We start from the raw sequence: 21,743 nt of genomic DNA, 5'->3' as shown, positions 1-21,743 counted from the left end.
GCGCGGGACATGCGGGATGGCGGATGCTTTAGCTTGCACTGCACAAGGCATCAACCGCACCGGCAGGTTCTCAGGCGCTCCTTTCGTCCTTATTTGCACGAAATCTTTAGTGGCCCAGCAGACCCGTGAGCCCGACGATGATCAGGTAGAGCGCCACCAGCACATTGAGCAGGCGCGGAAAAGCGAGGATCAGAACGCCTGCGATCAACGCCACCGCCGGCTGAATGATGACCATGTTGAAATGCATCGTGAACGCTCCAACCCCGGGCGCGCAACGTTCTGCACCTTGGCGCAGGATTTCTCAAGGTGAGATGCGATGCCGGCTCCTGGATTTTCGCATTGCGGCAGACGCGCGCCGGCTCGATCTGGCGCTGCATTGCGCAGGGGACGGCGATGCTGAAGATCAGGGCTTGCCTGTTTCTTGATCTTTCAGGCGCGGCGGCCTTTCCCGAGCGGTAAGCAAGTGATGCTTCCGCCCGGTCTGGCGCCGGTCATTCAGCGCGTCGCGCCGGCGGAGGCTGCTCGCGGGGGACGGCGTGGGCTCAGTGCTTGCTGCTGGACAGCTTGTCGCTCCAGGCCAGCAGCAGGCTCGATCCCACGAACACCACATGGATGATGACGAGCCAGGTCAGGGTGTCCTGGCTGTAGCCCTTGGGCAGGTCCATGAACGCTTTCAGCAGCTGGATGGCCGAGATGGCGACGATGGAGGCGAGCAGCTTCTGCTTGAGGCCGGTGAAGTCCACCCGCGTCATCCAGTCCGGCCAGTCGGGATGGCCGGCGGGATCGATCTTGGAGACGAAGTTCTCATAGCCCGAGAAGATGACGATGAGCACCAGATTGCCGGTGAGGGTGAGGTCCACCAGGGCCAGGATGCCGAGGATGGTGTCGCTCTCCGAGGCGCCCAGGGCATGGGTGACGAAATGCACCACCTCGGAGCCGAACTTGAACAGCAGCACAAATAGCGCGATCACAAGGCCGAGATAGAACGGCGCCATGATCCAGCGGCTGCGAAACAGTATGGACTCGATCACCCGCTCGATCATCACCCGCCCTCTCGACTCGTCTGCATCCTGTCGTTCCGGCGCCGGCGCGAACCCCTGCCGCGGCGGCCAACCGGACCCGTGAACGCAACCGGTGCCATGGCGCGTGTCGCGCGGCAAGCGGGCAAAGCTTCGCAGGGGGGAGATCGCGCGCCTTTTCTGCGATGGGGCCGGGTGGCGGCCCGGTGGCTGTGCGTTAAAGCCTTCGGCAAGTAGTGAAATCGGTTCAATGGCGGTGCTTGAGGTGGGGCGGCGGCGGGCCTACACAGGAGCCCTCTTCATAACCGCGAGCCCGCGCGCATGACCGATCCCGCCAGCCCACGCCCGAGCGTCCTCGTCACCGGACCGGTGCTGGAAGCCGTGGTGGAACGCCAGCTCGGCCCGCGCTTCGCCGTGGTGGCGCTCGCCGATCTCGCCCGCACCGACCCGCGCGCGGTGCGGGCGATCGCCACCCGCGGCGCGGCGCGGGTGGACGCGGCCTTGATGGATCGCCTGCCGGCGCTGGAGGTCATCGCCAATTTCGGCGTCGGCTACGACACGGTGGATGCCGCCGCTGCCGCAGCCCGCGGCGTGGTGGTCACGCACACGCCGGACGTGCTCGACGATGAGGTGGCGGATCTGACCCTCGGCCTGCTGCTGGCGACCGTGCGGCGGCTGCCGGAGGCGGATCGCTTCGTGCGCGCCGGACGCTGGCGCGCGGGCGCCTTCCCCCTGACCGCGACCCTGCGCGGGCGCACCGTGGGCATGGTGGGCATGGGCCGCATCGGCCGCGCCATCGCGCGGCGGCTGGATGCGTTCGGCGTGGGCCTCGTCTACCACAGTCGGCGCAAGGTGGCCGACCTTGGCTATGACCATGTTCCGGACCTGCTGGCCATGGCGCGGGCGGTGGATACGCTGGTGGTGATCGTGCCCGGCGGTCCGGCCACCCGCCACATGGTGAATGCCGAGGTGCTGGCCGCCCTGGGGCCGGATGGCGTGCTGGTGAACGTGGCGCGCGGCTCGGTGGTGGATGAGCCGGCGCTTCTCGCGGCGCTACAGGCGGGTACCATCCTCGCCGCCGGCCTCGACGTGTTCGAGGACGAGCCGCGCGTGCCCGAGGCCTTCTTCAGCCTCGACAATGTGGTGCTGCTGCCCCATGTGGGGTCCGCCACGACCCGCACCCGCACGGCCATGGGGCAATTGGTGGTGGACAATCTGTTCTCCTGGTTCGATGGCAAGGGGCCGTTGACGCCGGTGCCGGAAACTCCCTGGCCGCGCCGCTGAGGCCGGGCCCGCTGGGGTGGGGCCGGCGCTGCGTTTCCGCGCACGCCGTCGCGCCTCGATTTTCACGCGCGCGATGGCGTGCGCTAGAGTGCGGGATCGACGCTTCAGGCGTGCAGGAGGGGGCGATGCCCGTTCGGTCCAGGATTTTCCCGCTGGCGGTGCCGGTTCTGCTGGTGCTTGGAGGCGCCGCTGTGGCCCAGACGGCGCCGGCGGCCTCTCGCGCGGCGGCCGTGTCCGCCCGGCCCGACGAGGCCACCCGGCAGGCCGCCGAGCGGCTGGCGGGCGCTTTCCGCCTCTCCAGCGCCGATGGTGAGCGCCGCTGCGACGTGACGCTCGCGGCCCAGCCGTCCGGTGGCGGGTTCGCGGTGGCGTTCGATGCGGCGACGTGCGCGGCCATCTCCTTCGCCGCCCAGGTGAGCGCCTGGGTGCCCGATGTCTCCGGCTCCATCCGTTTGCTGAACGCGCAGGGGCGCACCGTGGCCGAGTTCACGGAAGCCACCGGCGGCAGCTTCGAGGCGTTGAAGGAGGGCGACGGCGTCTATTTCCTGGGGCCGCCCTCGGCCGCCGACGGTCCGCCCGCGACCCCTGAGGAGGTCATGGGCGAATGGCTGCTGGCTCGCCAGCCGGGGGTCACCGTGTGTCGCTGGACCTTGACCGACACCCCCGGCCCGCGGGGTAGCTACCGGGTGCAGGTGGCGCCGGGTTGCGACGAGCTTTTGACTCGCTTCGGCCCCAACGCGTGGGAGCTGTCGGGGGGCAACATCCTGGTGCGAGGTGTGGCCGATGGGTCGACGATTCGCTTCGCGCGCCAGGAAGACGGTACCTGGACACGCATTCCGGAGCGCAATCGACCCCTCATCATGACACGCCCGTGACGCCTCGAAGGCTTCTTTTGGCGTGGGTTTTCCTCCGAGGAAGATCCTTCAATTCCACTTCCGTTCCGAGCGTTGCGCAAATGCAACATGAAAATCCAGCATTCATGCGGGTTTGCCTAAACACGCGGCAGGCCCTGCCTCAATTTTCGCGTTGGACTTCACTGCCGGATTGATTTTTATCTCCTTAAATCTCTGCGGGGGTAACACATATGAAAAAGATTGCACTGGTCGCCGCTTCCATGCTCATCGCCGGCTCGGCCTCGGCGGCCGATCTGACCATGCCGGTCAAGGCGGCCCCTGCTCCCGAGCCCACCCCCGTGTGGGATCTGGCCTTCGGCGCGAAGCTCACCAGCGACTACATCTTCCGCGGCATGACCCAGACCAATGGCGATCCGGCCATCCAGGGCTATGCCGAGCTGCGCCTGTTCGACTGGGTCTATGGCGGCCTGTTCATGTCGAGCGTGAACTTCCCGTCGGTCATCAATAATTACCAGGTCACCGGCCTGACCGATCCGTCCGCCGAGATGGATATCTATGGCGGCCTGCGTCATACCTGGAGTGGCCTGACCCTCGACGTCGGCTACGTCTACTATTACTATCCCGGTCAGCTCTCCGAGAACTCCTACACGCTTGGTGTTCCCGCCGCGAACATGAACTACTGGGAAGTGTACTTCAAGCCGACCTATGCCATCAACGACATGTTCACCGTTGGCGGCAACCTGTACTATTCCAGCGATTACGTCGGCACGGGCTCGGACGACACCTACCTGTCCGGTACCTTGAAGGTCGATTTCTCGAAGTACAGCGTGGTCAAGGACGTCGGCTTCTACGTGTCGGGTGAGTTCGGCTACCAGTGGCTCGGCTGGACCAACTACGGCAACATCTACGCGGTCAATTACGAGCTGCCCTCCTACGCCAGCTGGAACGTCGGTGTCGCCTTCACCTACAAGGCTGCCACCCTCGATCTGCGTTACTACGGCTCGGAGCTCTCGGAAGGCTACCTGCCCAACGGCACCTTCAACACCTGCGGCCAGGTGTCCGGTCTCTCGAACGCCTGCGGCGATCGCTTCGTGGCGAGCCTCTCGTTCGACACCAGCCTGAACGCGCTGAAGTGATCTCTTCCGTCGCTTGACGGATGAGGAGGGCGTCGCGCACCAGCGCGGCGCCCTTTTTCTTTGCGTCAGTGCTGCCCTGACCATTGGCGATGATGGCGCCGTTCAGGCCTCAACCCGCGCGGCCGGCCCCGGTTCTTGGGAGAAGCCGGCGCCCGCTTGGACCAAGCCCATCCGGCAGACACGCGAACCCGCCTTGCCCCCCCCCCCGGCGCCGGTCAAGGACAGGGCCGAGTCTCCCAAGGCGGGGCGCCGGGGGCGTGCGCTCTGATGCCTACGGCAGCGGCTCCAGCGCGATCCGGGCCATACGTTTCGACCCCCCGGCCGTCCGGCGCGGCGATCGGGTCCGCGGATGGCGCGACGCCTCTGCCGCCCCATGGGCCCTCGGGTGCGCGGGCGCGGATGGAGAGGCGGGGCCGATGTGTGGATGCGGTGTTCCGGGTCGAGCCCTCGGCTGCTGGCCCTCACGCCCCGGCACTTCCGGCGACGCGTGGAGCCGGGGGTATCGGAGCCGGGAGACGAACGGCGTTTCTGCTGATGGCTCAACTGGCGCCCAGGCGTGAGCGCGGGTTTGGGGAGGGCTTCGCGAGCCCCTTCAGCCGCGCCCCCTTCAGGCGCGCCTTTGTCTGGCGCCGGTCGAAGCCGGGCCTGATGCGATAAGATCAGATCAGGCGCAGGCCCTTGAGGCTGGCGTGGCCGTCCTTGCCGACGATGATGTGGTCGTGGACCTCGATGCCGAGCGGCTTGGCCACATCGATGATCTTGCGCGTCATGTCGATGTCGGCGCGCGAGGGCGTGGGGTCGCCCGAGGGGTGGTTGTGGCAGAGGATGAGGGCGGAGGCGGAGACCTCCAGCGCCCGTTTCACCACCTCGCGCGGATAGACCGGCGCATGGTCCACGGTACCGGTCTGGAGCACTTCGTCGGTGATGAGCTGGTTGCGCTTGTCGAGGAACAACACGCGCACCTGCTCGCGCTCGGCATAGGCCATGGCGGTGCGGCAATAGTCGAGCACCGCGCTCCAGGAGGAGAGGGCGGGCCGGCGCTTCACCTGGCCCTTGGCAAGACGCTGGGCGGCGGCCTCGGCGAGCTTCAGCTCGGTGACTATCGCGTCCTTCACGCCCGGCACTTCGGCCAGCAGCGCGGGCGGCGCGGTGATGACCTCCGCGAACGAGCCGAAGCGTTCCACCAGGGCCTTCGCCAGCGGCTTCACATCGCGCCGGGGAATGGCGCGGAACAAGATCAGTTCCAGCAGCTCGTAATCGGCGAGAGCCTGCGCGCCGGCCTCCCGGAAGCGGGCGCGGAGACGGTCGCGATGACCATGGAAGTGCGGGGCCTCGTTCAGGCCGCCATCGGGCTCTTCCGCCATGGTCCCTCTCCCCGTCACTCCAGACATGCGGACGGATCGAATCGATCCGCCCGCATGGTGCTCATTTTCCGGCCCGCGGGCTATGCCGCTTGCGGGCCTTGCCCGTGGTGTCGTCAGGCGACGGCATAGGGCGGCTTGTCATAGCCCTTCGGGCTCAGGGTGAAGATCTCGACGCCGGTCTCGGTGACCCCCACCGCATGTTCGAACTGGGCGGACAGCGAGCGGTCGCGGGTCACGGCGGTCCAGCCGTCGGAGAGCACCTTCACATGGGGCCGGCCGAGATTGATCATCGGCTCGACGGTGAAGATCATGCCCGGCACCAGTTCCGGCCCTTCGCCGCGCCGGCCCACATGCACGATGTTCGGCTCGTCGTGGAACACGCGGCCGACGCCGTGGCCGCAGAAGTCCCGCACCACGCTCATGTGCTGGGGCTCGACGAAGTCCTGGATCGCCGCGCCGATGTCGCCCACATGACCGCCGGGCTTGATGGCGGCGATGCCGAGCATCATGGAGTCATAGGTCACCTCGAGCAGCCGCTCGGCCCGGCGCGGGATGGGGCCGATGGCATACATGCGGCTTGAATCCCCATACCAGCCGTCGAGCACGATGGTCACGTCCACATTGACGATGTCGCCTTCGCGCAGCGGGCGGGAATTGGGCATGCCGTGGCAGACCACATGGTTGATGGAGGTGCACACCGAGTAGCGGTAGCCGCGATACATCAGTGTGGCCGGGTAGGCGCCGTGAGCGACGGCATAGTCATAGACCAGGGTGTCGACGGCGGCGGTGGTGACGCCGGGGCCGATCATCTCGGCGATGGCGTCGAGAATCTCGGCGGCCAGGCGACCGGCCTTGCGCATGCCCTCGAAGCCGTCCGGGCCGTAGAGCTTGATGTGTCCCGTCTTTCTGAGCGGCGCGTCCGCCGCTTCCACATAGGTCATGATGTCGCCTTCTCGCCGGGCGCCGCAGGGGCGCGGACGGAACTCTTCTGATCGGATGCCGTGCCCCAAGATTTATGCCAACACGCCGCCAAAGCAAGCGTTGGCGCACAAATCGTGCGCGCGCGGCCGTCTGCGGCGGGGGTAGCCGGTCACGCTCAAGCTGCCTCGGCGGGGTCAGCCGATCATGGGAATGGCGTCGGTCACGGCAATGCCCTCAAGGCTGATGCGGCAGGTGAGGGCGAACGCCTCCACTCCGGCGGCGCGGGCGGCATCGAAGGCGGCGCCGTAGCCGGGGTCGAGATCGCGGGCGAGGCCGATGGAGCGGGCCGAGCCGATCTGGCTGAGGTAGACCATCACCGCGCGGCGGCCCTCGCGCGCCTGGGCGGCCAGCTCCACCAGATGCTTGGCGCCGCGGGCGGTCACGCAATCGGGAAACTCGGCGGCGCCGGGGACGCGCATCAGGTGCACATTCTTCACCTCCACCAGGCAGGCGGGGCGGTCGTCATCCTCCAGAAGGATGTCGATGCGGCTGTTGACGCCATATTTCACCTCCCGCCGCATGCGGGCATAGCCGGCAAGGCCGGGCACCTGTCCGCCGGCGATGGCGGCCGCCACCAAGGCGTTGGGATGCATCGTGTTGACGCCCACCAGCTCGGGGCCAGCGCCGAAGTCGGCTTCCACCAGTTCCCAGCTCAGGGGCAGCTTGCGCGCCGGGTTGGCGCTGCGCGAGAGCCAGACCCGGCTGTCCGGCGCGTCGAGACCCATCATGGCGCCGGAATTGGCCACATGGGCGGTGGTCTCAGTGCCGTCCGCCAGCACCACATCGGCCAGGAAGCGCTTGTAGCGGCGAATCAGGCGGGCCGGGATCAGGGGCTCGGAAAAGCGCATCAGGCGGCCGCCGGAACGGGCGCGGGAATAGGCGCGGGGGGCGCGAATGAGAGCGTTGCCGTGGGGGACATGGTGGGCGACATGGGAGGACTCGCGGAAAGGGGGGCGACCATAGCCGCTGCCGCCCGGCCTCGCGATCCTTATCGGCGCCGCGCGCCTTCCCTTATGTCACATCGTCGGCCCGTCGTGTCCGCCATTGGGGAGCGGTGCGCGGGACCAGGAGGTTCAGCGCGCCGGGGTCGATGACATAGCGCAGCGGCAGGTTTTCGCGGGTGACCTCGCCGTCGGTGGCGACCCAGGCGCGGCGGCGCCGGGCATGGATGGTCACGCGCCGGGTGGTGAAGAGATGGATGCCCGGATTGTCGCGCCACGCGCCCACCAGCACGTCCGCGCCCGCCCTCAGCCGCGCCAGCGCCCCGCGATCCTCGGCCACCATGACCTCCAGCAGTCCGCCGTCCAGCCTTGAGCGGTGCAGGCCCGGCGCGTCGAAGGCGTTCACGGTGACGAGCGCCGCATAGGCCTCCACCGGGTGCGACACGCCGGCCACCTCCAGTTCCAGGGAGATGCGGCCGGCGCGGAACGCCGCCTTGGCCAGAGCGATGAGCCAGCCCACCGCGCGCGAATGCCGCTCCCGTTCCTGCTCCCGCGCCAGCGCCATCTGACTGAAGAAGCCGACGCCCGAAACCCCGTGAAACGGGCGGCCGTTGAGGGTGCCGAGGTCGATCCGCATGGGCCGGGCGGTGTGGAGCGCGTCAAGCGCACCCTCCAGGTCGCGCGGCAGGCCGATGTCGTAGGCGAGCAGGTTCATGGTGCCGAGCGGCAGCACGCCCAGGACGGTGTCGGTATTGGCATAAAGGGAGGCGGCATAGGAGAGGGTGCCGTCGCCGCCGCCCACCACCACCGTGTCATGGCCGGCCTCGGGCGCCTCGCGGATCAGGCGGCACATCTCGTCACCCTCCGCGACCACCACCTGCACGTCGCGATCGGCGCGGGAAAGGGCGGCCTCCACCTGCCGGCGCACCGGATCGGCCCCGAGATCGAGGAGATGGCCGGCTTTGGCATTGAGTACGACGAGCATTCGCCGCATCGTAGGGCTCCCCCTCTGCCGTCCCGTTGGGGCGGGCGCGATCACACCAAAAGGAAAGGCATCATGTCCAGCCCCTCCACCGGAGCGCAAAAGGCCTCGATCCTCCGCCTGCGGGCCGGGCTGCTGCTGCTGATCGGCTTCGTCCTCTTATGCGCGTCCGGCGGCAGCTTCGTGGCGCGGCAGTTCGGGCTCGGCTGGGGCTGGGCCATCCTGATCGCCATCGTCATCTGGGTGGGGGTGGGCATCGCCCTCGCGCGGGTCGATGCGCGAATCTATTTCGGCATCGCCCTCACCGTGACGGTGCTCCTGGCCTATCTTGTCTACGATTTCTCCGCCTCGGCGCTCGAATGGCCCACCAGCGTCTCCTTGGTGCTGGCGGTTGCCGCAACGGCACTCCTGGCCTTCACATTCTACGATTTCCGCCGCCTCAAGGATGAACTGAGGGTGTGGGTCTACAGGCGTTGACGGAGCGGGCTTGACTCCCGGCATCGAGGGGGTAGAGACCCCAGCTCGGTTGCAACGGGGCGTGCCCGCGCGGGGGCTCCGGCTGACGCGCGCGGCGGGGGAGAGGGGGCCGGCGCCAGGCGCCCATCGGCGGGCGTCGATCACGTCGGGTAGCGGAGACCAGAATGGGCACCGGGGGCCTCTACATCTACACCGGGCCGATCATCGCCTTCTTCTTTTCCGCCCTGTATTTTGGGGTATGGACGCACCGCCGAGAGCGTCTCTATATTCTGCTGCTGTCGCTGTCCTTCTTCTGCTTCATGCTCGCGGCTTTGTCGCAGATGCTGTCCATCCCGCGTGATAGCGGGTTGAACGCCGTCGTCTCGGCGGTGATCTACACGCTGTGCATCTCGCTTCTCGCCAAGGGCGTGGCCTTGAGGTTTCATGAGCCGCGTCGCGACCGGTTGACGGTGATCGTGGCGGTGGCCGTTGTCGTCCTGAGCGCCTATTTCTATTATGTGGACCGCAGCCTGATCTTGCGCATCTATGTGCAGAATTTCGGCTATGGTATCATTGTCATTGCGGTGGCCCTGCGCATGCAGGGGCGGCGCAGGGGGCTGGACCTCGCCTTTTTCTGGGTGCTGCTGCTGTTCGGGCTGCACTTCTTCGTGCGCACCGTCTTGACGGCCCCCATCTTGGGGGATCTTGCCCGCTACGATCATCTGGTGGCGGCCGGCGCCGATCCGGAAGAGCTGCGCCGGGCTTTCGCCGCCTCCCCCTTCTGGCAGGTGATGAATTTCAGCGTGTTCATCAGCGGCCTGCTGATCGCGCTGATGTTGTTCGTGGCGGTGGCGCTGGACGTGATCGAGGATTTCCGTCGCGACAGCGGATCGGACACACTGACCGGCCTTCTCAACCGGCGCGGCTTTCACCTGGAGGCGGAGGCGGTCTGGCGCGATGCCGGGATGCGGCCGGTGAGCATCGCCTATGGTGATCTCGATCACTTCAAGGCCATCAATGACACCTTCGGCCATGCCGCCGGCGACCGGGTGCTCAAGCAGTTCGCCGAAATTCTCTCGGGTGAGCTGCGGCACTGGGACGTGGCCTCGCGCTTCGGCGGCGAGGAATTCGTGCTGCTGCTGCCCCGCGCCTCCGGCGAGGCGGCGCTCGCCATCGTGGAGCGGGTGCGGCGCGCCTTGCGCGATGCGGTGTTCGACGACCTCAGCGACGGCCGCGCGGTCACCGTCAGCTTCGGCATCGCCGAGGCCGGGCCGACGGAAACCCCGGCCGAGGTCATCCACCGCGCCGATGTCATGGTCTATGCGGCCAAGCGCTCCGGCCGCGACCGCTCCGTGCTCGATCCCCAGGTGCCGCAGCCGTGACCCAGACGGAGCCATGACCCGCGCGCGGGCGATGGCGGATCGTGGTCCGCATGATGTGGCGGCATCACGTGAATGGTCCGGCGTGGACGCCGCCGGGATTTGGCCCGCTGTTCGGGTTTTGGCGCGTCAAGGAGCCTATCCTTGATCCGTTTTCGCGCGCCAGGGCCGTTTTTTGCCCCTCCAGGGTCGCTTTCCGCGGGATTTCGGGGCCATGCCGCGTTGCGGGAGGGGCGGCGGCTGCTTTAGGGTCGCGCGCTCCAGACCGCCGGGACATTGCCTGATGCATGACAGAACCGCCCGTTCCATCGATCCGGCGTCCGATGCCGCCATCGCGGCGCGCGTGACGCCGCTGCCCATCGCGGATGTGGCGGCCAAGCTGTCCATTCCCCCCGACGCCATCTTCCGCTATGGCCCCCACAAGGCCAAGCTGTCGCTGGATTTCGTCGCCGATCTCTTCGCCCGGCCGGACCGCGCGCCGACCGGCAAGCTGATCCTGGTCACGGCCATCAGCCCCACGCCGGCGGGCGAGGGCAAGACCACCACCACCATCGGCCTCGGCGACGCCTTGTCGCGGCTCGGCGAGCGGACCGCCGTGTGCCTGCGCGAGCCGTCGCTTGGCCCGGTGTTCGGCGCCAAGGGCGGCGCCACCGGCGGCGGGCAGGCGCAGATCATCCCCATGCAGGACATCAACCTGCACTTCACCGGCGACATCCACGCCATCTCCGCCGCCCACAACCTGCTGTCGGCGCTGATCGACAACCATATCTACTGGGGCAACGGCCTCGATCTCGATGCCCGGCGCATCTCCTGGCGGCGGGTGATGGACCTGAATGACCGGGCGCTGCGGTCGATCACGGTCGGGCTCGGCGGTCCGCCCAACGGCTTCCCGCGCGAGGACGGCTTCGACATCACGGTGGCGAGCGAGGTGATGGCCATCTTCTGCCTCGCCGACGGGCTCGACGACCTGGAGGCGCGCCTGTCGCGCATGGTGGTGGGCCAGACCCGCGGCCGCCGCATGGTGACTGCGGCGGAACTGAATGGCATCGGCTCCATGGCGGCGCTGCTGCGCGATGCCTTCCAGCCGAACCTGGTACAGACCATGGAGGGCACGCCGGCCCTGGTGCATGGCGGCCCCTTCGCCAACATCGCCCACGGCTGCAATTCGGTGATGGCCACCGGCAGCGCCCTGGCGCTTGCCGATTATGTGGTGACGGAGGCCGGCTTCGGCGCCGATCTCGGCGCCGAGAAGTTCCTGGACATCAAGTGCCGGCAGGCGGGGCTCGCGCCCGCGGCTGCGGTGGTGGTGGCCACCATCCGGGCGCTCAAGATGCATGGCGGCGTGCCGGTGAAGGAGCTTGGCCCGGAAAATGTGGCGGCGGTGGTCGAGGGCACCGCCAATCTGAAGCGGCATGTGGCGAATCTCGCCAAGTTTGGCCTGCCAGTGGCGGTGGCGCTCAACCGCTTCACGTCCGACACGCCGGCTGAAGTGGAGGCGGTGCGCGACGCGCTCGGCGCGCTGGGCGTCACGGTCCATGTCTGCTCCCATTGGGCCGAGGGCGGGCGCGGCGCCGAGGATCTGGCGCGCGCGGTGCGGGACCTGGCCGCGCAGCCGTCCGCGTTCCGCTTCCTCTATCCTGACGAGATGCCGCTCAAGGACAAGATCGAGACCGTGGCGCGGGAGATCTATGCCGCCGGCCGGGTGGAGTTTTCCGCCACCGCGCTCAACCGCCTCAAGGAGTTCGAGGCGGCGGGCTTCGGCCGGCTGCCGGTGTGCATGGCCAAGACGCAATATTCCTTCTCGGCCGATCCCGCAGTGCGCAACGCGCCGAGCGGCCACGCCCTGCCCATCCGCGACGTGCGTCTGTCCGCGGGCGCGGGCTTCGTGGTGGCGCTGGCCGGCGACATCATGACCATGCCGGGCCTGCCCTCCCACCCGGCGGCGGAGCATATCTTCGTCACTCCGGACGGGGTCATCGCCGGTTTATCGTGACGGCGCGGCGCGTTCGCGCCCTCACCCTCGGGACAGGCCGCGCGCCTTGAGCGCGTCCAGATAGGCGGTGAAGAGCCCCTCCTGGTCGCGCCCGTAGCGGTAGAGCAGGGCCCAGGGATAGATGCCGGTGGAATGGCCGTCGTCGAAGGTGAGGCGGATGGCATAATTGCCCACGCTCTCCACCGCGCTGATGCGCACGGCGCGCTTGCCCGCCACCGTCACTTTTTCGTGCGGAGCATGGCCCTGCACTTCGGCCGAGGGGCTTTCCACCCGCAGCAGCTCGGCCGGGATGCGGAAGCTTGCGCCGTCGTCGAAGGCGACGTTCAGCGCGCTTTTGTCCTCCGCCAGGCGGATCTCGGTGGGCCACGCGGCGGGCACGGGCGCGGCCGGGGCCTGGGGGGTCTCCTGCTGGGTGATCTCGTCGGTCATGGCGGGGCGGTCCTGTGTCGATCCGGGCGGGTGCGGCTTTGTGCGCCGGCGTCCCTGTTCATGGTCATGTTGCATACGATATAAGGGGAATGCGCCGAAGTCCGCGCGCTGCCGCAGGCGCGCCGGAAAACCTTCAGATCGGCGGTAAGCCGGCGGATGGGTGGCGTGGGACGGATGGCGAGGAGAGCAAGGCGGTGAGTGCCGTGTTGAGGGACCTGATCGACCGGCCCAGCGTCGCCGCGGGCCGAGATGCCGGGCCGCTGGTGGACACCTTCGGGCGTGCCGTGACCTATCTGCGGGTCTCGGTGACGGACCGCTGTGATTTCCGGTGCGTCTACTGCATGTCGGAGCACATGACCTTCCTGCCCAAGCCGGAGCTGCTGAGCCTGGAGGAGCTGGACCGCCTGTGCAGCGCCTTTGTGCTGCGCGGCGTGCGGCGGCTGCGCCTCACCGGCGGCGAGCCCCTGGTGCGGCGGGACGTGATGACCCTGTTCCACAGCCTCTCCCGCCACCTGGAAACCGGCCGCCTCGACGAGGTGACGCTGACCACCAACGGCTCCCTGCTGTCGCGTTACGCGGGCGACCTCGCAGGCTGCGGCGTCAAGCGCATCAACGTTTCCCTCGACACCCTCGACCCGCTCAAGTTTCGTCAGGTGACGCGCTGGGGCGACCTCTCCCGCGTGCTGGACGGCATTCAGGCTGCCGCGTCGGCCGGCATCAAGGTGAAGATCAACACGGTGGCGCTCAAGGGCGTGAATGGGGACGAGATCGGCGACCTCGTGGCCTGGGCCCATGGGGCCGGGTACGACCTCTCCCTCATCGAGGTGATGCCGCTGGGCGAGACCGGCGCGGAGCGGGTGGACCAGTATCTGCCCCTCACCGACGTGCGCGCGCGACTGGAAGAGCGCTTCACCCTGTCCGACATCGCCTATCGCACCGGCGGCCCGGCCCGCTATGTGGAGGTGAAGGAGACCGGTGGCCGGCTCGGCTTCATCACCCCGCTCACCCACAATTTCTGCGAAGGCTGCAACCGGGTGCGGGTGACCTGCACCGGCACCCTCTACATGTGCCTCGGGCAGGAGGATGCGGCCGATCTGCGGGCGCCGCTCCGCGCCTCGGCGTCCGACGCGGCGCTGCACGCCGCCATCGATGCGGCCATCTTCCGCAAGCCGAAGGGCCACGACTTCGTCATCGATCGCGCCCACGGCCCGGCGCTGCACCGCCACATGAGCACGACCGGCGGGTAAGGTTCCGTTTTCCATTGTGGCGCAATGGCGGCGCCGCCATGCGCGCGGAGCAGGGCCGGCGCGCCAGCGGCGGCATTTGCGCACGATGACGACCTCTCCGAATGGGCTAATACCAAAATCCCGTGCGCGTCCGTCACGGACCCGTGGTCACGCCCGTGCGGCGCCTGCGCAGCCCGCTGCACCGGCCAAGGACTGGGGGCCGACGGCGCGACACCATGCCAGACAGCCATGTTCATGGCACGCCCGGCGTGGGGCTTTTGCCGTCAAGAGGTGCCAAGGCACCGGATGGCGCGGCCTCGCCGGCGTATACCGCCCATGGCTTGAAGATGCACGCGCCGGAGGCGGCGCGAAGGATAGACGATGTCGAGTGGGACGAGTCAGCATGGGGCGCCGGCCGGAAACGGCGCGCCGGCCAATGGCAGGTCAGGGACTACCGGCGCGGCGGGCTCGGCGGTGAAAGGGGTGGCGGCCATGGCGTTGGCCATGGCCATGTTCATCACCAACGACACCTGCCTGAAGCTGGCGGTGCGCGAGATTCCCCTCGGCGAAGCGATCTTTCTGCGCTCGTTGCTGTCGGCGCTGATCATTCTGGCGCTGGTGGCGCGCGGCGGCGATCTTTCGGCCCTGCCCATGGCCTTCCGTCCGCGTGTGCTGGCGCGCTCGGGGCTCGATGCGCTCACCACCTTCCTTTATGTGGCGGCGTTGGCGGTGATGCCCATTGCGTCCTCCACCACCATCTACATGGTGGCGCCCTTGATGACCACGGCGCTGGCGGTGCCGCTGCTGGGCGAGAAAGTGAGCTGGCGCAGCTGGTGCGCCATCGTCATTGGCTTCTGCGGCGCGCTGATCGTCACCCGGCCGGACCCCGCGACCTTCTCCGCCATGGCGCTGCTGCCGGCGCTGGCGGCCTTCACCGGCGCCTCGCGGGATGTGATGACGCGGAGCATCGGCATGGAGATTCCAGGCGCGGTGGTGGGCTTCTCCTCGGGCAGCATGCTGGTGGCGAGCGCCGCCATGTTCGCGCTGTGGGAGCCCTGGCACGGGTTGTCACTTCAGGCGGCGGCGGTGGTCGGCGTCGCGTCCGTGGCCTTTGCCGCCGGCACGGTGCTGCTGGTGTTCGCCTTCCGCCATGCGCCGGTCGCCTCGGTCTCGCCGCTGCGCTACCTGATGGTGTTCGGCGCCCTGGTGTCGGGCTATCTGGTGTTTGGCGACCTGCCGGACATCTGGACCTCGGCGGGCATGGTGCTGGTGGTGGGGGCGGGGCTCTACGCTTTGACCTGCGAGCATCGGCGCAGCGTCATCGCGCGCCGGGCGGCCGCGGCCGGATGCGGCACCGCCGCGCTCGGCGCCGCGGTGGCCTGTGCTCCCGCCAAGGATTGAAGTCCACGCCCGTGCGCGGGACGGCGGGTCTTTGGCCGAGCCCGCGAGTTCGCGGCCCCCAGGAGGGGGCGGGACCAGGGGTCAGGATTGGCGGGGCCGGTAGTCGCCGGTCACGGGATCGCGTTCCAGCGGAATGGTCTTGAGCGGGGTGGTCTCGGCGTCGCGGCGGCGGTCCATGCGGTCGTTGGCGCGGCGTGTCTCATTGGCGAGCAGCTTCACCAGGGCGACGGCGCCGATGGCACCCAGGGCGACGACGATGAACGGGGGCACGGGCTTTCTCCTCAAGGTGCCACGGGCGTGGGCTCGGGACGGCGGGAAAGGCTCCCGCGCCGAACGCTTCGCCAAAGGGAGCAAAGGCCCATGGCAAAATCGCGTCACGCGTCCGGCTGATCCCCAGGCCCCTCGTCTCTCCAGGCCCCTCGTCTCTCCAGGCCCCTCGTCTCTCCAGGCCCACGGTCCGGCGGGCGGATCAGCGGTCTTCCTCGGCCAGCCGGTGCTCCAGGACGGTCTTCGCCACCAGCGTCACCAGGGCCAGCAGCGCCAGCAGCGAGGCCACCGCGAACGAGGCCACGAACTGGTATTCGTTATAGAGGATTTCGATGTGCAGCGGCATGGTGTTGGTGAGGCCGCGGATGTGCCCCGACACCACCGACACCGCGCCGAACTCGCCCATGGCGCGGGCGTTGCAGAGCAGCACGCCGTAGAGCAAGGCCCATTTCACATTGGGCAGGGTGACGCGAAAGAAGGTGGCGAAGCCCGATGCGCCGAGGGAGACAGCCGCTTCCTCCTCCGCCGTGCCTTGTTCCTGCATGAGCGGGATCAGCTCACGCGCCACGAACGGGAAGGTGACGAACACGGTCGCGAGCACGATGCCGGGCAGGGCGAAGATGATCTTCACGTCCAGCGCCTGGAGCCAGGGCGCAAGCAGCCCCTGGGCGCCGAACAGCAGCACGAACATGAGGCCGACCACCACCGGCGACACCGAGAACGGCAGATCGATGAGCGAGATCAGCAGGCTCTTGCCGGGAAATTCGAACTTGGCGATGGCCCACGACGCGGCCAGGCCGAACACCAGGTTCGCCGCCACCGAGATGGCCGCCACCACCAGGGTGAGGCGGATGGCCGCCAGCGCATCGGGATCGACGAGGGCGGCGAGATAGGCCGGCACGCCGCGCCGGAACGCTTCCACGAAGACCGCCAATAGCGGCAGGCCGATGAACAGGCCGAGGAACACGAGCGCCACCAGCGTCAGGGCGACGCGCACCACGGCCGGCTCCGTATTCACCGGGCGATGGCCCGGATTCGACCGGGCCCGCCCCTCCACGACGCCGGGGGGCAGACCCTCGCTGGCGCCGTGAAGGGGAGGCGCATCCTGGGCGAGCATGCTCATCGCGACTGTCCTTTGCCCGCGCGCCGGGGTCTGCCACCGGGCGGCGTGTGCGGGCGCCTATTTCCGTATTCCGCCGATCCTGGAGCGCGCTCTATCGTCTTTTCACCGGAAGGGGAACCCCGGCCGGGTGGGCGCGACCGTGTATCGCTGCGGGCGGCCCCGCCGGGGCGATCCGACCAGCGGGGCAGCGCGGAACGGTTCGCCCAAGCGCCGCGCGGGCGTGGGGCTCAGGCTTTCGTCGGCTAGAGCATTTTCTTATCGCAATTTCAGACGCAAAACCGCTGCACACTTTTGCTGAAATTGCTCTAGATGCCTTCGCCCAAGTGGATGCCGCATTCGGTCTTGGCGCGGCCGCGCCAGCGTCCGGCGCGCGGGTCCTCGCCCGGCTTCACCCGGCTGGTGCAGGGCATGCAGCCGATGGACAGGAAGCCGTGCTTCTCGAGGGGGTGGTGGGGCAGGTTGCGACTGTCCATGTAGGCGATGAGATCCTCGCGGCCGAGGGTCGCAAGCGGGTTGAACTTCACCCGCGCGCCGTCGCCCTCCACCACCGGGATGGTGGAGCGGGTTTGCGCCTGGTAGCGCTTGCGGCCGTTGATCCAGGCCCCATAGGGCGCGAGCGCGCGGGCCAGCGGCTCCACCTTGCGCACGGCGCAACAGGCGTCCGGGTCCTCGCTCCATAGCCCGGCCTCCGGGTCGCGGGCGGCGAGCGCCTCCGGGTCGGGGGGGATGGTGAGCACCTGGGTGAGGCCGAGCAGATCGGTGAGCTGGTCGCGATAAGCGAGGGTTTCGGGAAACAGGTGGCCGGTATCCAGGAAGAGGATCGGCGCGGCCTTGCTGACCTGCGCGATCATGTGCAGCAGCACCACCGATTCGGTGCCGAAGGACGACACCGCGGCGATGCGCCCGGGGAACAGGGCCAAGGCGATCTCGATGATCTTCTCCGGTTCGCTCCGGCGCAGCGCCGCATCCAGGGCGAACACGTCGAGGGGCAGGCCGAGCGGACGTTCGACGGCGGTCGTGACGGCGTTCATGGCATTGATCCCTCCGGGGCTCACCCCTCCGCGGCGCGGCGCGCGGCGGCGACCGTGCGGCGCCCATCGCCCGTGGGCTGATAGAAGAGCGAATAGCTTTCGAGCGCCTGCGCGAAGGCCGCGGCATCCGCCGCCTTCTCCACCTCGAACCCATCGAAGCCGGCACGGGCCATCATCAGGAGCTGGTCGCGCAGCACGTTGCCGGTGGCGCGCAGCTCGCCCTTGAAGCCGTAGCGCTCGCGCAGCAGCCGCGCCTGGCTGTAGGCGCGCCCGTCGCGGAACTTGGGGAAGGCCAGCGCCACCAGCGACAGGCGCCCGAGCAGGGGTTGAAGCTCGGCCACGTCGCGCCCGTTGGGCCAGGCGACCCCGATCTCGCCGTTGCGGGCCGCGAGGGTGCCCTGTTCCGCCAGCAGGCGATCGGCGGAAATGATCACCGGCCCATCGGGCAGGGGGGCGCCGTCGGCGACGGCGGTGAAGGGATCGGCCGCGACCGCCCCGGACTTAACGAGGGGCATAGGCGCGCTCCTTGAAGGGTTCGATGCCGAGCCGTTCCACGGCGGCGATGAAGGTTTCGGCCGGTGAGGCGCGCAGCTCCAGATAGGTGTCCACGAGCCGCTCCACCGCATCCACGATTTCGCTCTCGGGGATGGCGGGGCCGATCAGCTCGCCCAGCCGCGCCTTGGAATTGCCCTTGCCGCCCAAGCTGATCTGGAAAAACTCCTCGTCCTTCTTCTCCACCCCGAGAATGCCGATATGGCCGATGTGGTGATGGCCGCAGGCATTGATGCAGCCGGAGATGTTCACATGCAGCCGGCCGATGTCGGCGATGCGCGCGTCATCCGCGAAGCGCTGCGTGAGCTTCTGGGCGATGGGGATGGAGCGGGTGTTGGCGAGCGAGCAATAGTCGAGGCCGGGGCAGGAGATGATGTCGGTCACCAGGCCCACGTTGGGGGTGGCCACCCCGATGGCGTCGAGCGCGCGCCACACGGCCGGCAGATCCTTCTGCCGCACATGGGGCAGAACGAGGTTCTGCTCATGGGCGACCCTGACCTCGCCATAGCCGTAGCGCTCGGCGAGGTCGGCGATGGTGTCCATCTGGTCGGCGGTGCAGTCGCCGGGCGGGCCGCCCACCGGCTTCAGCGAGAGGGTGACGATGGCGTGGCCGCCCACCTTGTGGGGCACGACCGAATTGGCGTGCCAGCGGGCGAAGGCCGGGTTGGCGAGCGCCGTCGCCAGCTCCGCGGGATCGTCGGGCAGCGCCTCGAAATCGGGGGTCAGGAAGCGGTCGGCGATGGTGTCGAGCGCGGCCTGATCGAGCTTCAAGGCGCCGTCCTTGATCTGCCGCCATTCGGCCTCGACCTTTTCGGCAAAGGCCTCGGCGCCCAGCTCGTGCACCTGGATCTTGATGCGCGCCTTGTAGATGTTGTCGCGCCGTCCGCCGAGATTGTAGGTGCGCACGATCGCTTCCAGATAGGAAAGCAGATCCTCCTTCGGCAGGAAGTCGCGGATGGTCTTGCCGATATAGGGGGTGCGGCCGAGCCCGCCGCCCACCATCACCTCGAACCCGGTCTCGCCGTCGCGCCGGTGCAGGCGCAGGCCCACGTCGTGCACGCGGGTGGCGGCGCGGTCGTGCCTGGCCGCCGAGATGGCGATCTTGAACTTGCGCGGCAGATAGGTGAACTCGGGGTGGAGGGTGGACCACTGGCGGATGATCTCTGCATAGAGGCGCGGATCCTCGATCTCGTCGCGGGCGGCGCCGGCGAAGGCGTCGGTGGTGGTGTTGCGGATGCAGTTGCCCGAGGTCTGGATGCCGTGGATGCCCACCTCGGCAAGGTCCGCCATGGCGTCCGGCAGCTCGGCGAGCTTGATCCAGTTGAACTGGATGTTCTGGCGCGTGGTGAAGTGGCCGTAGTCCCGGTCATAGCGCCGCGCCACCCGCGCCAGGGCGCGCAACTGGGTGGCGTTCAACGTGCCGTAGGGGATGCACACGCGCAGCATGTAGGCGTGCAATTGCAGATACACGCCGTTCATCAGCCGCAGCGGCTTGAACTCTTCCTCGTTCAGCTCGCCCGAGAGGCGGCGCGCCACCTGATCGCGGAATTCGGCGACGCGCTCTTGGAGAAAGGTGCGGTCGAACGCGTCATAGACATACATTTCAGGGTCTCTTGGTCGAATCTTTTCGATATCCGCGCTTCGGGCGCGGGTCAGGCGGCGGGGGCGATGGTCGGCCCGTTGACGCGGATGCGCTCGCGCAGATTGGCGGGGGCGGCGCGCCCCTCGGCGGTGACCTCGACGCGGGCGGCATAGGCGCCCACCGCCGTGTTCTCGTCGCCGTGGGCAAGGGTGAGCAGGCGCTGCACCTCCTCGCCGGTGGTGGCGATGGCGGCCTCGGCGATGGCCATGCTCCAGGCGCCACCCGACGTGAGCCACACCACCACGCCATCCGCGAGGCGGTTCGCGGTGATGGCCGTGGGGCCGGAAATCTTCAGCTTGCGTTGCAGGGGCGAGGTCATCCCGTCCGGCTCCGTGACGTCTAAACTTGACAAAATCAGTGTAATTAACACGGCGTAATTTGGTGATTAGATGCTAAAATATCATATCAGCATGTGCAATTTAAAAAAATACACACGTAACTGATGTGAAACATACGCCCGGGTTCCGGCCTGTGCGGTCCTTGGCGTGGCCCTTGCCGGACCGGCCGGCGGCATTGCACGCTGGGCGGCTCATCCCCCACGGGGGGCAAGAGCAACGCCAGGGAGATCCCATGACCGACGCACCCTCTTCTTCCCCGCCCATCCTGCTCGACGTGGCGGATGGCATCGCCCACATCCGGTTCAACCGGCCCGACGTGCTCAATGCCCTGGACGAATCCACCATCCTGGCTTGGAAGGCGGCGGTTGACCAGGTGGCCGATGACGATGGCGTGCGGGTGGTGGTGCTCTCCGGGGAGGGGCGGGCCTTTCTCGCCGGCGGCGACGTGGGCCGTTTTCACGCCGCGGGCGCCGGGGCGCAGCAGGTGGTGGCGGATATCATTGATCCTTTCCACAAGACGATGCTGACGCTGGCCGGCATGGCCGCGCCGGTCATCGCCAGCGTGCATGGCGCGGTGGCCGGTGCCGGGCTTTCGGTCGCGCTGGCGGCGGACCTCGTGGTGGCGGCGGACGATGCCAAATTCACCATGGCCTATACGCGCATCGGCGCCACCCCGGACGGGTCCGGTACCTTCTCGCTGCCGCGGGTGGTGGGTCTGCGCAAGGCGATGGAACTCACCCTGCTGTCTGATGTGGTGGACGCGGCGGAGGCCCTGCGCCTGGGGCTGGTGAACACGGTGGTGGCGGCGGCCGACCGCGCGCGGGAAACCGACCGCCTGGCCCGGCGTCTCGCGGCCGGGCCGACTGCCGCCTATGGCCGGGTCAAGCATCTCTTGCGCGCATCCTTTGCCCATACCCTGGCCGAGCAACTCCATGCGGAGCGCGAGGCCTTTCTCGCCAGCGCCGGCACGCGGGATTTCGCGGAAGGCGTCGCCGCGTTCGTGGAAAAGCGGCCGCCGCGCTTCGAGGGGCGGTAGGGTCGGGCTTTAATTCACGGCATTTTATTGTTTATTGACAAATCCACATGACTTAATCATGTTCATGGAAAATATGGATCTATGAGCATGAGCATGGCACAGCGGCAGCTTGTTCGGGACAGCATCTTCTTCGCGTTGTCCTATGGGGTGATCGTGATCGCGGTGATTTTCGGCTGACTGTGCCGGACCGCCGCTTGCCGGCCACCGGCCGGAAGCGGCGCGGTCACCTCCCGCCGCCCGCAGGGGCGGGGGGTGCGGTGGCCGCGTGCCGGTATTTTTTCGCGTGAAGCGGGCGAGGGCGGGCCGGGG

General features: G+C 68.2%; 22 protein-coding genes. 9 read left to right on the top strand and 13 right to left on the bottom strand.

Annotated elements, in window-relative coordinates; all coding sequences use genetic code 11:
• Nucleotides 1-106: 106 nt before the first annotated feature.
• Both HUW53_RS02200 and HUW53_RS02195 read right to left on the bottom strand, forming a co-directional pair.
• Complete coding sequence (locus HUW53_RS02200) at nt 107-247, bottom strand: DUF3096 domain-containing protein (RefSeq protein WP_237344099.1); 141 nt, start codon at nt 245-247, stop codon at nt 107-109.
• A 295-nt stretch (nt 248-542) separates the two neighbouring features.
• Nucleotides 543-1,043 carry a TIGR00645 family protein gene (locus HUW53_RS02195; protein WP_237344098.1) on the bottom strand — a complete coding sequence of 167 codons (501 nt, stop codon included), beginning with the start codon at nt 1,041-1,043 and terminating at the stop codon, nt 543-545.
• A 297-nt stretch (nt 1,044-1,340) separates the two neighbouring features.
• On the opposite strand from HUW53_RS02195, the gene HUW53_RS02190 reads away from it, so the two are divergent.
• From HUW53_RS02190 to HUW53_RS02180, 3 genes are all read left to right on the top strand, one after another.
• Nucleotides 1,341-2,303 (top strand): 2-hydroxyacid dehydrogenase, encoded by a 963-nt coding sequence (locus tag HUW53_RS02190; RefSeq protein ID WP_237344097.1) that lies wholly within the window; start codon nt 1,341-1,343, stop codon nt 2,301-2,303.
• 125 nt (nt 2,304-2,428) lie between these two features.
• Nucleotides 2,429-3,178 (top strand): protease inhibitor Inh/omp19 family protein, encoded by a 750-nt coding sequence (locus HUW53_RS02185; RefSeq protein ID WP_237344096.1) that lies wholly within the window; start codon nt 2,429-2,431, stop codon nt 3,176-3,178.
• Between the two features lie 209 nt (nt 3,179-3,387).
• Entirely contained in the window at nt 3,388-4,293 is a 906-nt protein-coding gene (locus tag HUW53_RS02180) for a TorF family putative porin (protein WP_237344095.1), read from the top strand.
• A 659-nt stretch (nt 4,294-4,952) separates the two neighbouring features.
• Here HUW53_RS02180 and radC read toward each other — a convergent pair.
• The 4 genes from radC to HUW53_RS02160 all read right to left on the bottom strand — a co-directional run bounded on the left by radC (nt 4,953) and on the right by HUW53_RS02160 (nt 8,564).
• Nucleotides 4,953-5,657: a RadC family protein gene (gene radC / locus HUW53_RS02175; RefSeq protein ID WP_237344094.1), complete on the bottom strand. Its 705-nt coding sequence runs from the start codon at nt 5,655-5,657 to the stop codon at nt 4,953-4,955.
• 113 nt (nt 5,658-5,770) lie between these two features.
• Nucleotides 5,771-6,598, bottom strand: a complete 828-nt coding sequence (gene map / locus HUW53_RS02170; protein WP_237344093.1) for a type I methionyl aminopeptidase — start codon at nt 6,596-6,598, stop codon at nt 5,771-5,773.
• Nucleotides 6,599-6,772: 174 nt separating this feature from the next.
• Nucleotides 6,773-7,486, bottom strand: coding sequence for a DNA/RNA nuclease SfsA (sfsA, locus tag HUW53_RS02165; RefSeq protein WP_237344092.1), 714 nt, complete (start codon nt 7,484-7,486; stop codon nt 6,773-6,775).
• Between the two features lie 163 nt (nt 7,487-7,649).
• Nucleotides 7,650-8,564, bottom strand: coding sequence for a diacylglycerol/lipid kinase family protein (locus tag HUW53_RS02160; protein ID WP_237344091.1), 915 nt, complete (start codon nt 8,562-8,564; stop codon nt 7,650-7,652).
• A gap of 72 nt (nt 8,565-8,636) precedes the next feature.
• Here HUW53_RS02160 and HUW53_RS02155 point away from each other — a divergent pair, with 72 nt between their 5' ends.
• The 3 genes from HUW53_RS02155 to HUW53_RS02145 all read left to right on the top strand — a co-directional run bounded on the left by HUW53_RS02155 (nt 8,637) and on the right by HUW53_RS02145 (nt 12,389).
• Nucleotides 8,637-9,038, top strand: a complete 402-nt coding sequence (locus HUW53_RS02155) for a hypothetical protein (RefSeq protein ID WP_237344090.1) — start codon at nt 8,637-8,639, stop codon at nt 9,036-9,038.
• Nucleotides 9,039-9,202: 164 nt separating this feature from the next.
• A complete protein-coding gene (locus tag HUW53_RS02150; protein ID WP_237344089.1) occupies nt 9,203-10,399 on the top strand; it encodes a GGDEF domain-containing protein in 1,197 nt (398 codons plus the stop codon).
• A 280-nt stretch (nt 10,400-10,679) separates the two neighbouring features.
• Nucleotides 10,680-12,389 (top strand): formate--tetrahydrofolate ligase, encoded by a 1,710-nt coding sequence (locus HUW53_RS02145; RefSeq protein WP_237344088.1) that lies wholly within the window; start codon nt 10,680-10,682, stop codon nt 12,387-12,389.
• 21 nt (nt 12,390-12,410) lie between these two features.
• Here HUW53_RS02145 and HUW53_RS02140 read toward each other — a convergent pair whose 3' ends face one another.
• Nucleotides 12,411-12,818, bottom strand: a complete 408-nt coding sequence (locus HUW53_RS02140) for a gamma-butyrobetaine hydroxylase family protein (protein WP_237344087.1) — start codon at nt 12,816-12,818, stop codon at nt 12,411-12,413.
• A 203-nt stretch (nt 12,819-13,021) separates the two neighbouring features.
• Between HUW53_RS02140 and moaA the strand changes: the two genes are divergently transcribed.
• Both moaA and HUW53_RS02130 read left to right on the top strand, forming a co-directional pair.
• Nucleotides 13,022-14,065: a GTP 3',8-cyclase MoaA gene (gene moaA / locus HUW53_RS02135; RefSeq protein WP_237344142.1), complete on the top strand. Its 1,044-nt coding sequence runs from the start codon at nt 13,022-13,024 to the stop codon at nt 14,063-14,065.
• 360 nt (nt 14,066-14,425) lie between these two features.
• Complete coding sequence (locus HUW53_RS02130) at nt 14,426-15,445, top strand: DMT family transporter (RefSeq protein ID WP_237344086.1); 1,020 nt, start codon at nt 14,426-14,428, stop codon at nt 15,443-15,445.
• Between the two features lie 81 nt (nt 15,446-15,526).
• On the opposite strand, the gene HUW53_RS02125 is transcribed toward HUW53_RS02130, so the two are convergent.
• From HUW53_RS02125 to HUW53_RS02100, 6 genes are all read right to left on the bottom strand, one after another.
• Nucleotides 15,527-15,715, bottom strand: coding sequence for a hypothetical protein (locus HUW53_RS02125; protein ID WP_237344085.1), 189 nt, complete (start codon nt 15,713-15,715; stop codon nt 15,527-15,529).
• Nucleotides 15,716-15,914: 199 nt separating this feature from the next.
• Nucleotides 15,915-16,829 (bottom strand): sulfate ABC transporter permease subunit CysW, encoded by a 915-nt coding sequence (gene cysW / locus HUW53_RS02120; protein WP_370877808.1) that lies wholly within the window; start codon nt 16,827-16,829, stop codon nt 15,915-15,917.
• 311 nt (nt 16,830-17,140) lie between these two features.
• Nucleotides 17,141-17,866 carry a phosphoadenylyl-sulfate reductase gene (locus tag HUW53_RS02115; RefSeq protein WP_237344083.1) on the bottom strand — a complete coding sequence of 242 codons (726 nt, stop codon included), beginning with the start codon at nt 17,864-17,866 and terminating at the stop codon, nt 17,141-17,143.
• A gap of 20 nt (nt 17,867-17,886) precedes the next feature.
• A complete protein-coding gene (locus HUW53_RS02110; RefSeq protein ID WP_237344082.1) occupies nt 17,887-18,381 on the bottom strand; it encodes a DUF934 domain-containing protein in 495 nt (164 codons plus the stop codon).
• Nucleotides 18,368-20,020 (bottom strand): nitrite/sulfite reductase, encoded by a 1,653-nt coding sequence (locus HUW53_RS02105; protein ID WP_237344081.1) that lies wholly within the window; start codon nt 20,018-20,020, stop codon nt 18,368-18,370. The genes HUW53_RS02110 and HUW53_RS02105 overlap by 14 nt, the downstream gene beginning before the upstream one ends.
• Nucleotides 20,021-20,070: 50 nt before the next feature.
• Nucleotides 20,071-20,379 carry a DUF2849 domain-containing protein gene (locus HUW53_RS02100; RefSeq protein WP_237344080.1) on the bottom strand — a complete coding sequence of 103 codons (309 nt, stop codon included), beginning with the start codon at nt 20,377-20,379 and terminating at the stop codon, nt 20,071-20,073.
• 251 nt (nt 20,380-20,630) lie between these two features.
• Between HUW53_RS02100 and HUW53_RS02095 the strand changes: the two genes are divergently transcribed.
• Nucleotides 20,631-21,434 (top strand): enoyl-CoA hydratase/isomerase family protein, encoded by an 804-nt coding sequence (locus tag HUW53_RS02095; protein ID WP_237344079.1) that lies wholly within the window; start codon nt 20,631-20,633, stop codon nt 21,432-21,434.
• Nucleotides 21,435-21,743 lie beyond the last annotated feature (309 nt).

Origin of the sequence: Xanthobacter agilis (assembly GCF_021730435.1) — a bacterium.
Lineage (GTDB): Bacteria > Pseudomonadota > Alphaproteobacteria > Rhizobiales > Xanthobacteraceae > Xanthobacter > Xanthobacter agilis.
Note: the sequence above shows the minus strand (reverse complement) of the source record. Positions and strands in the feature narration are given on the sequence as shown.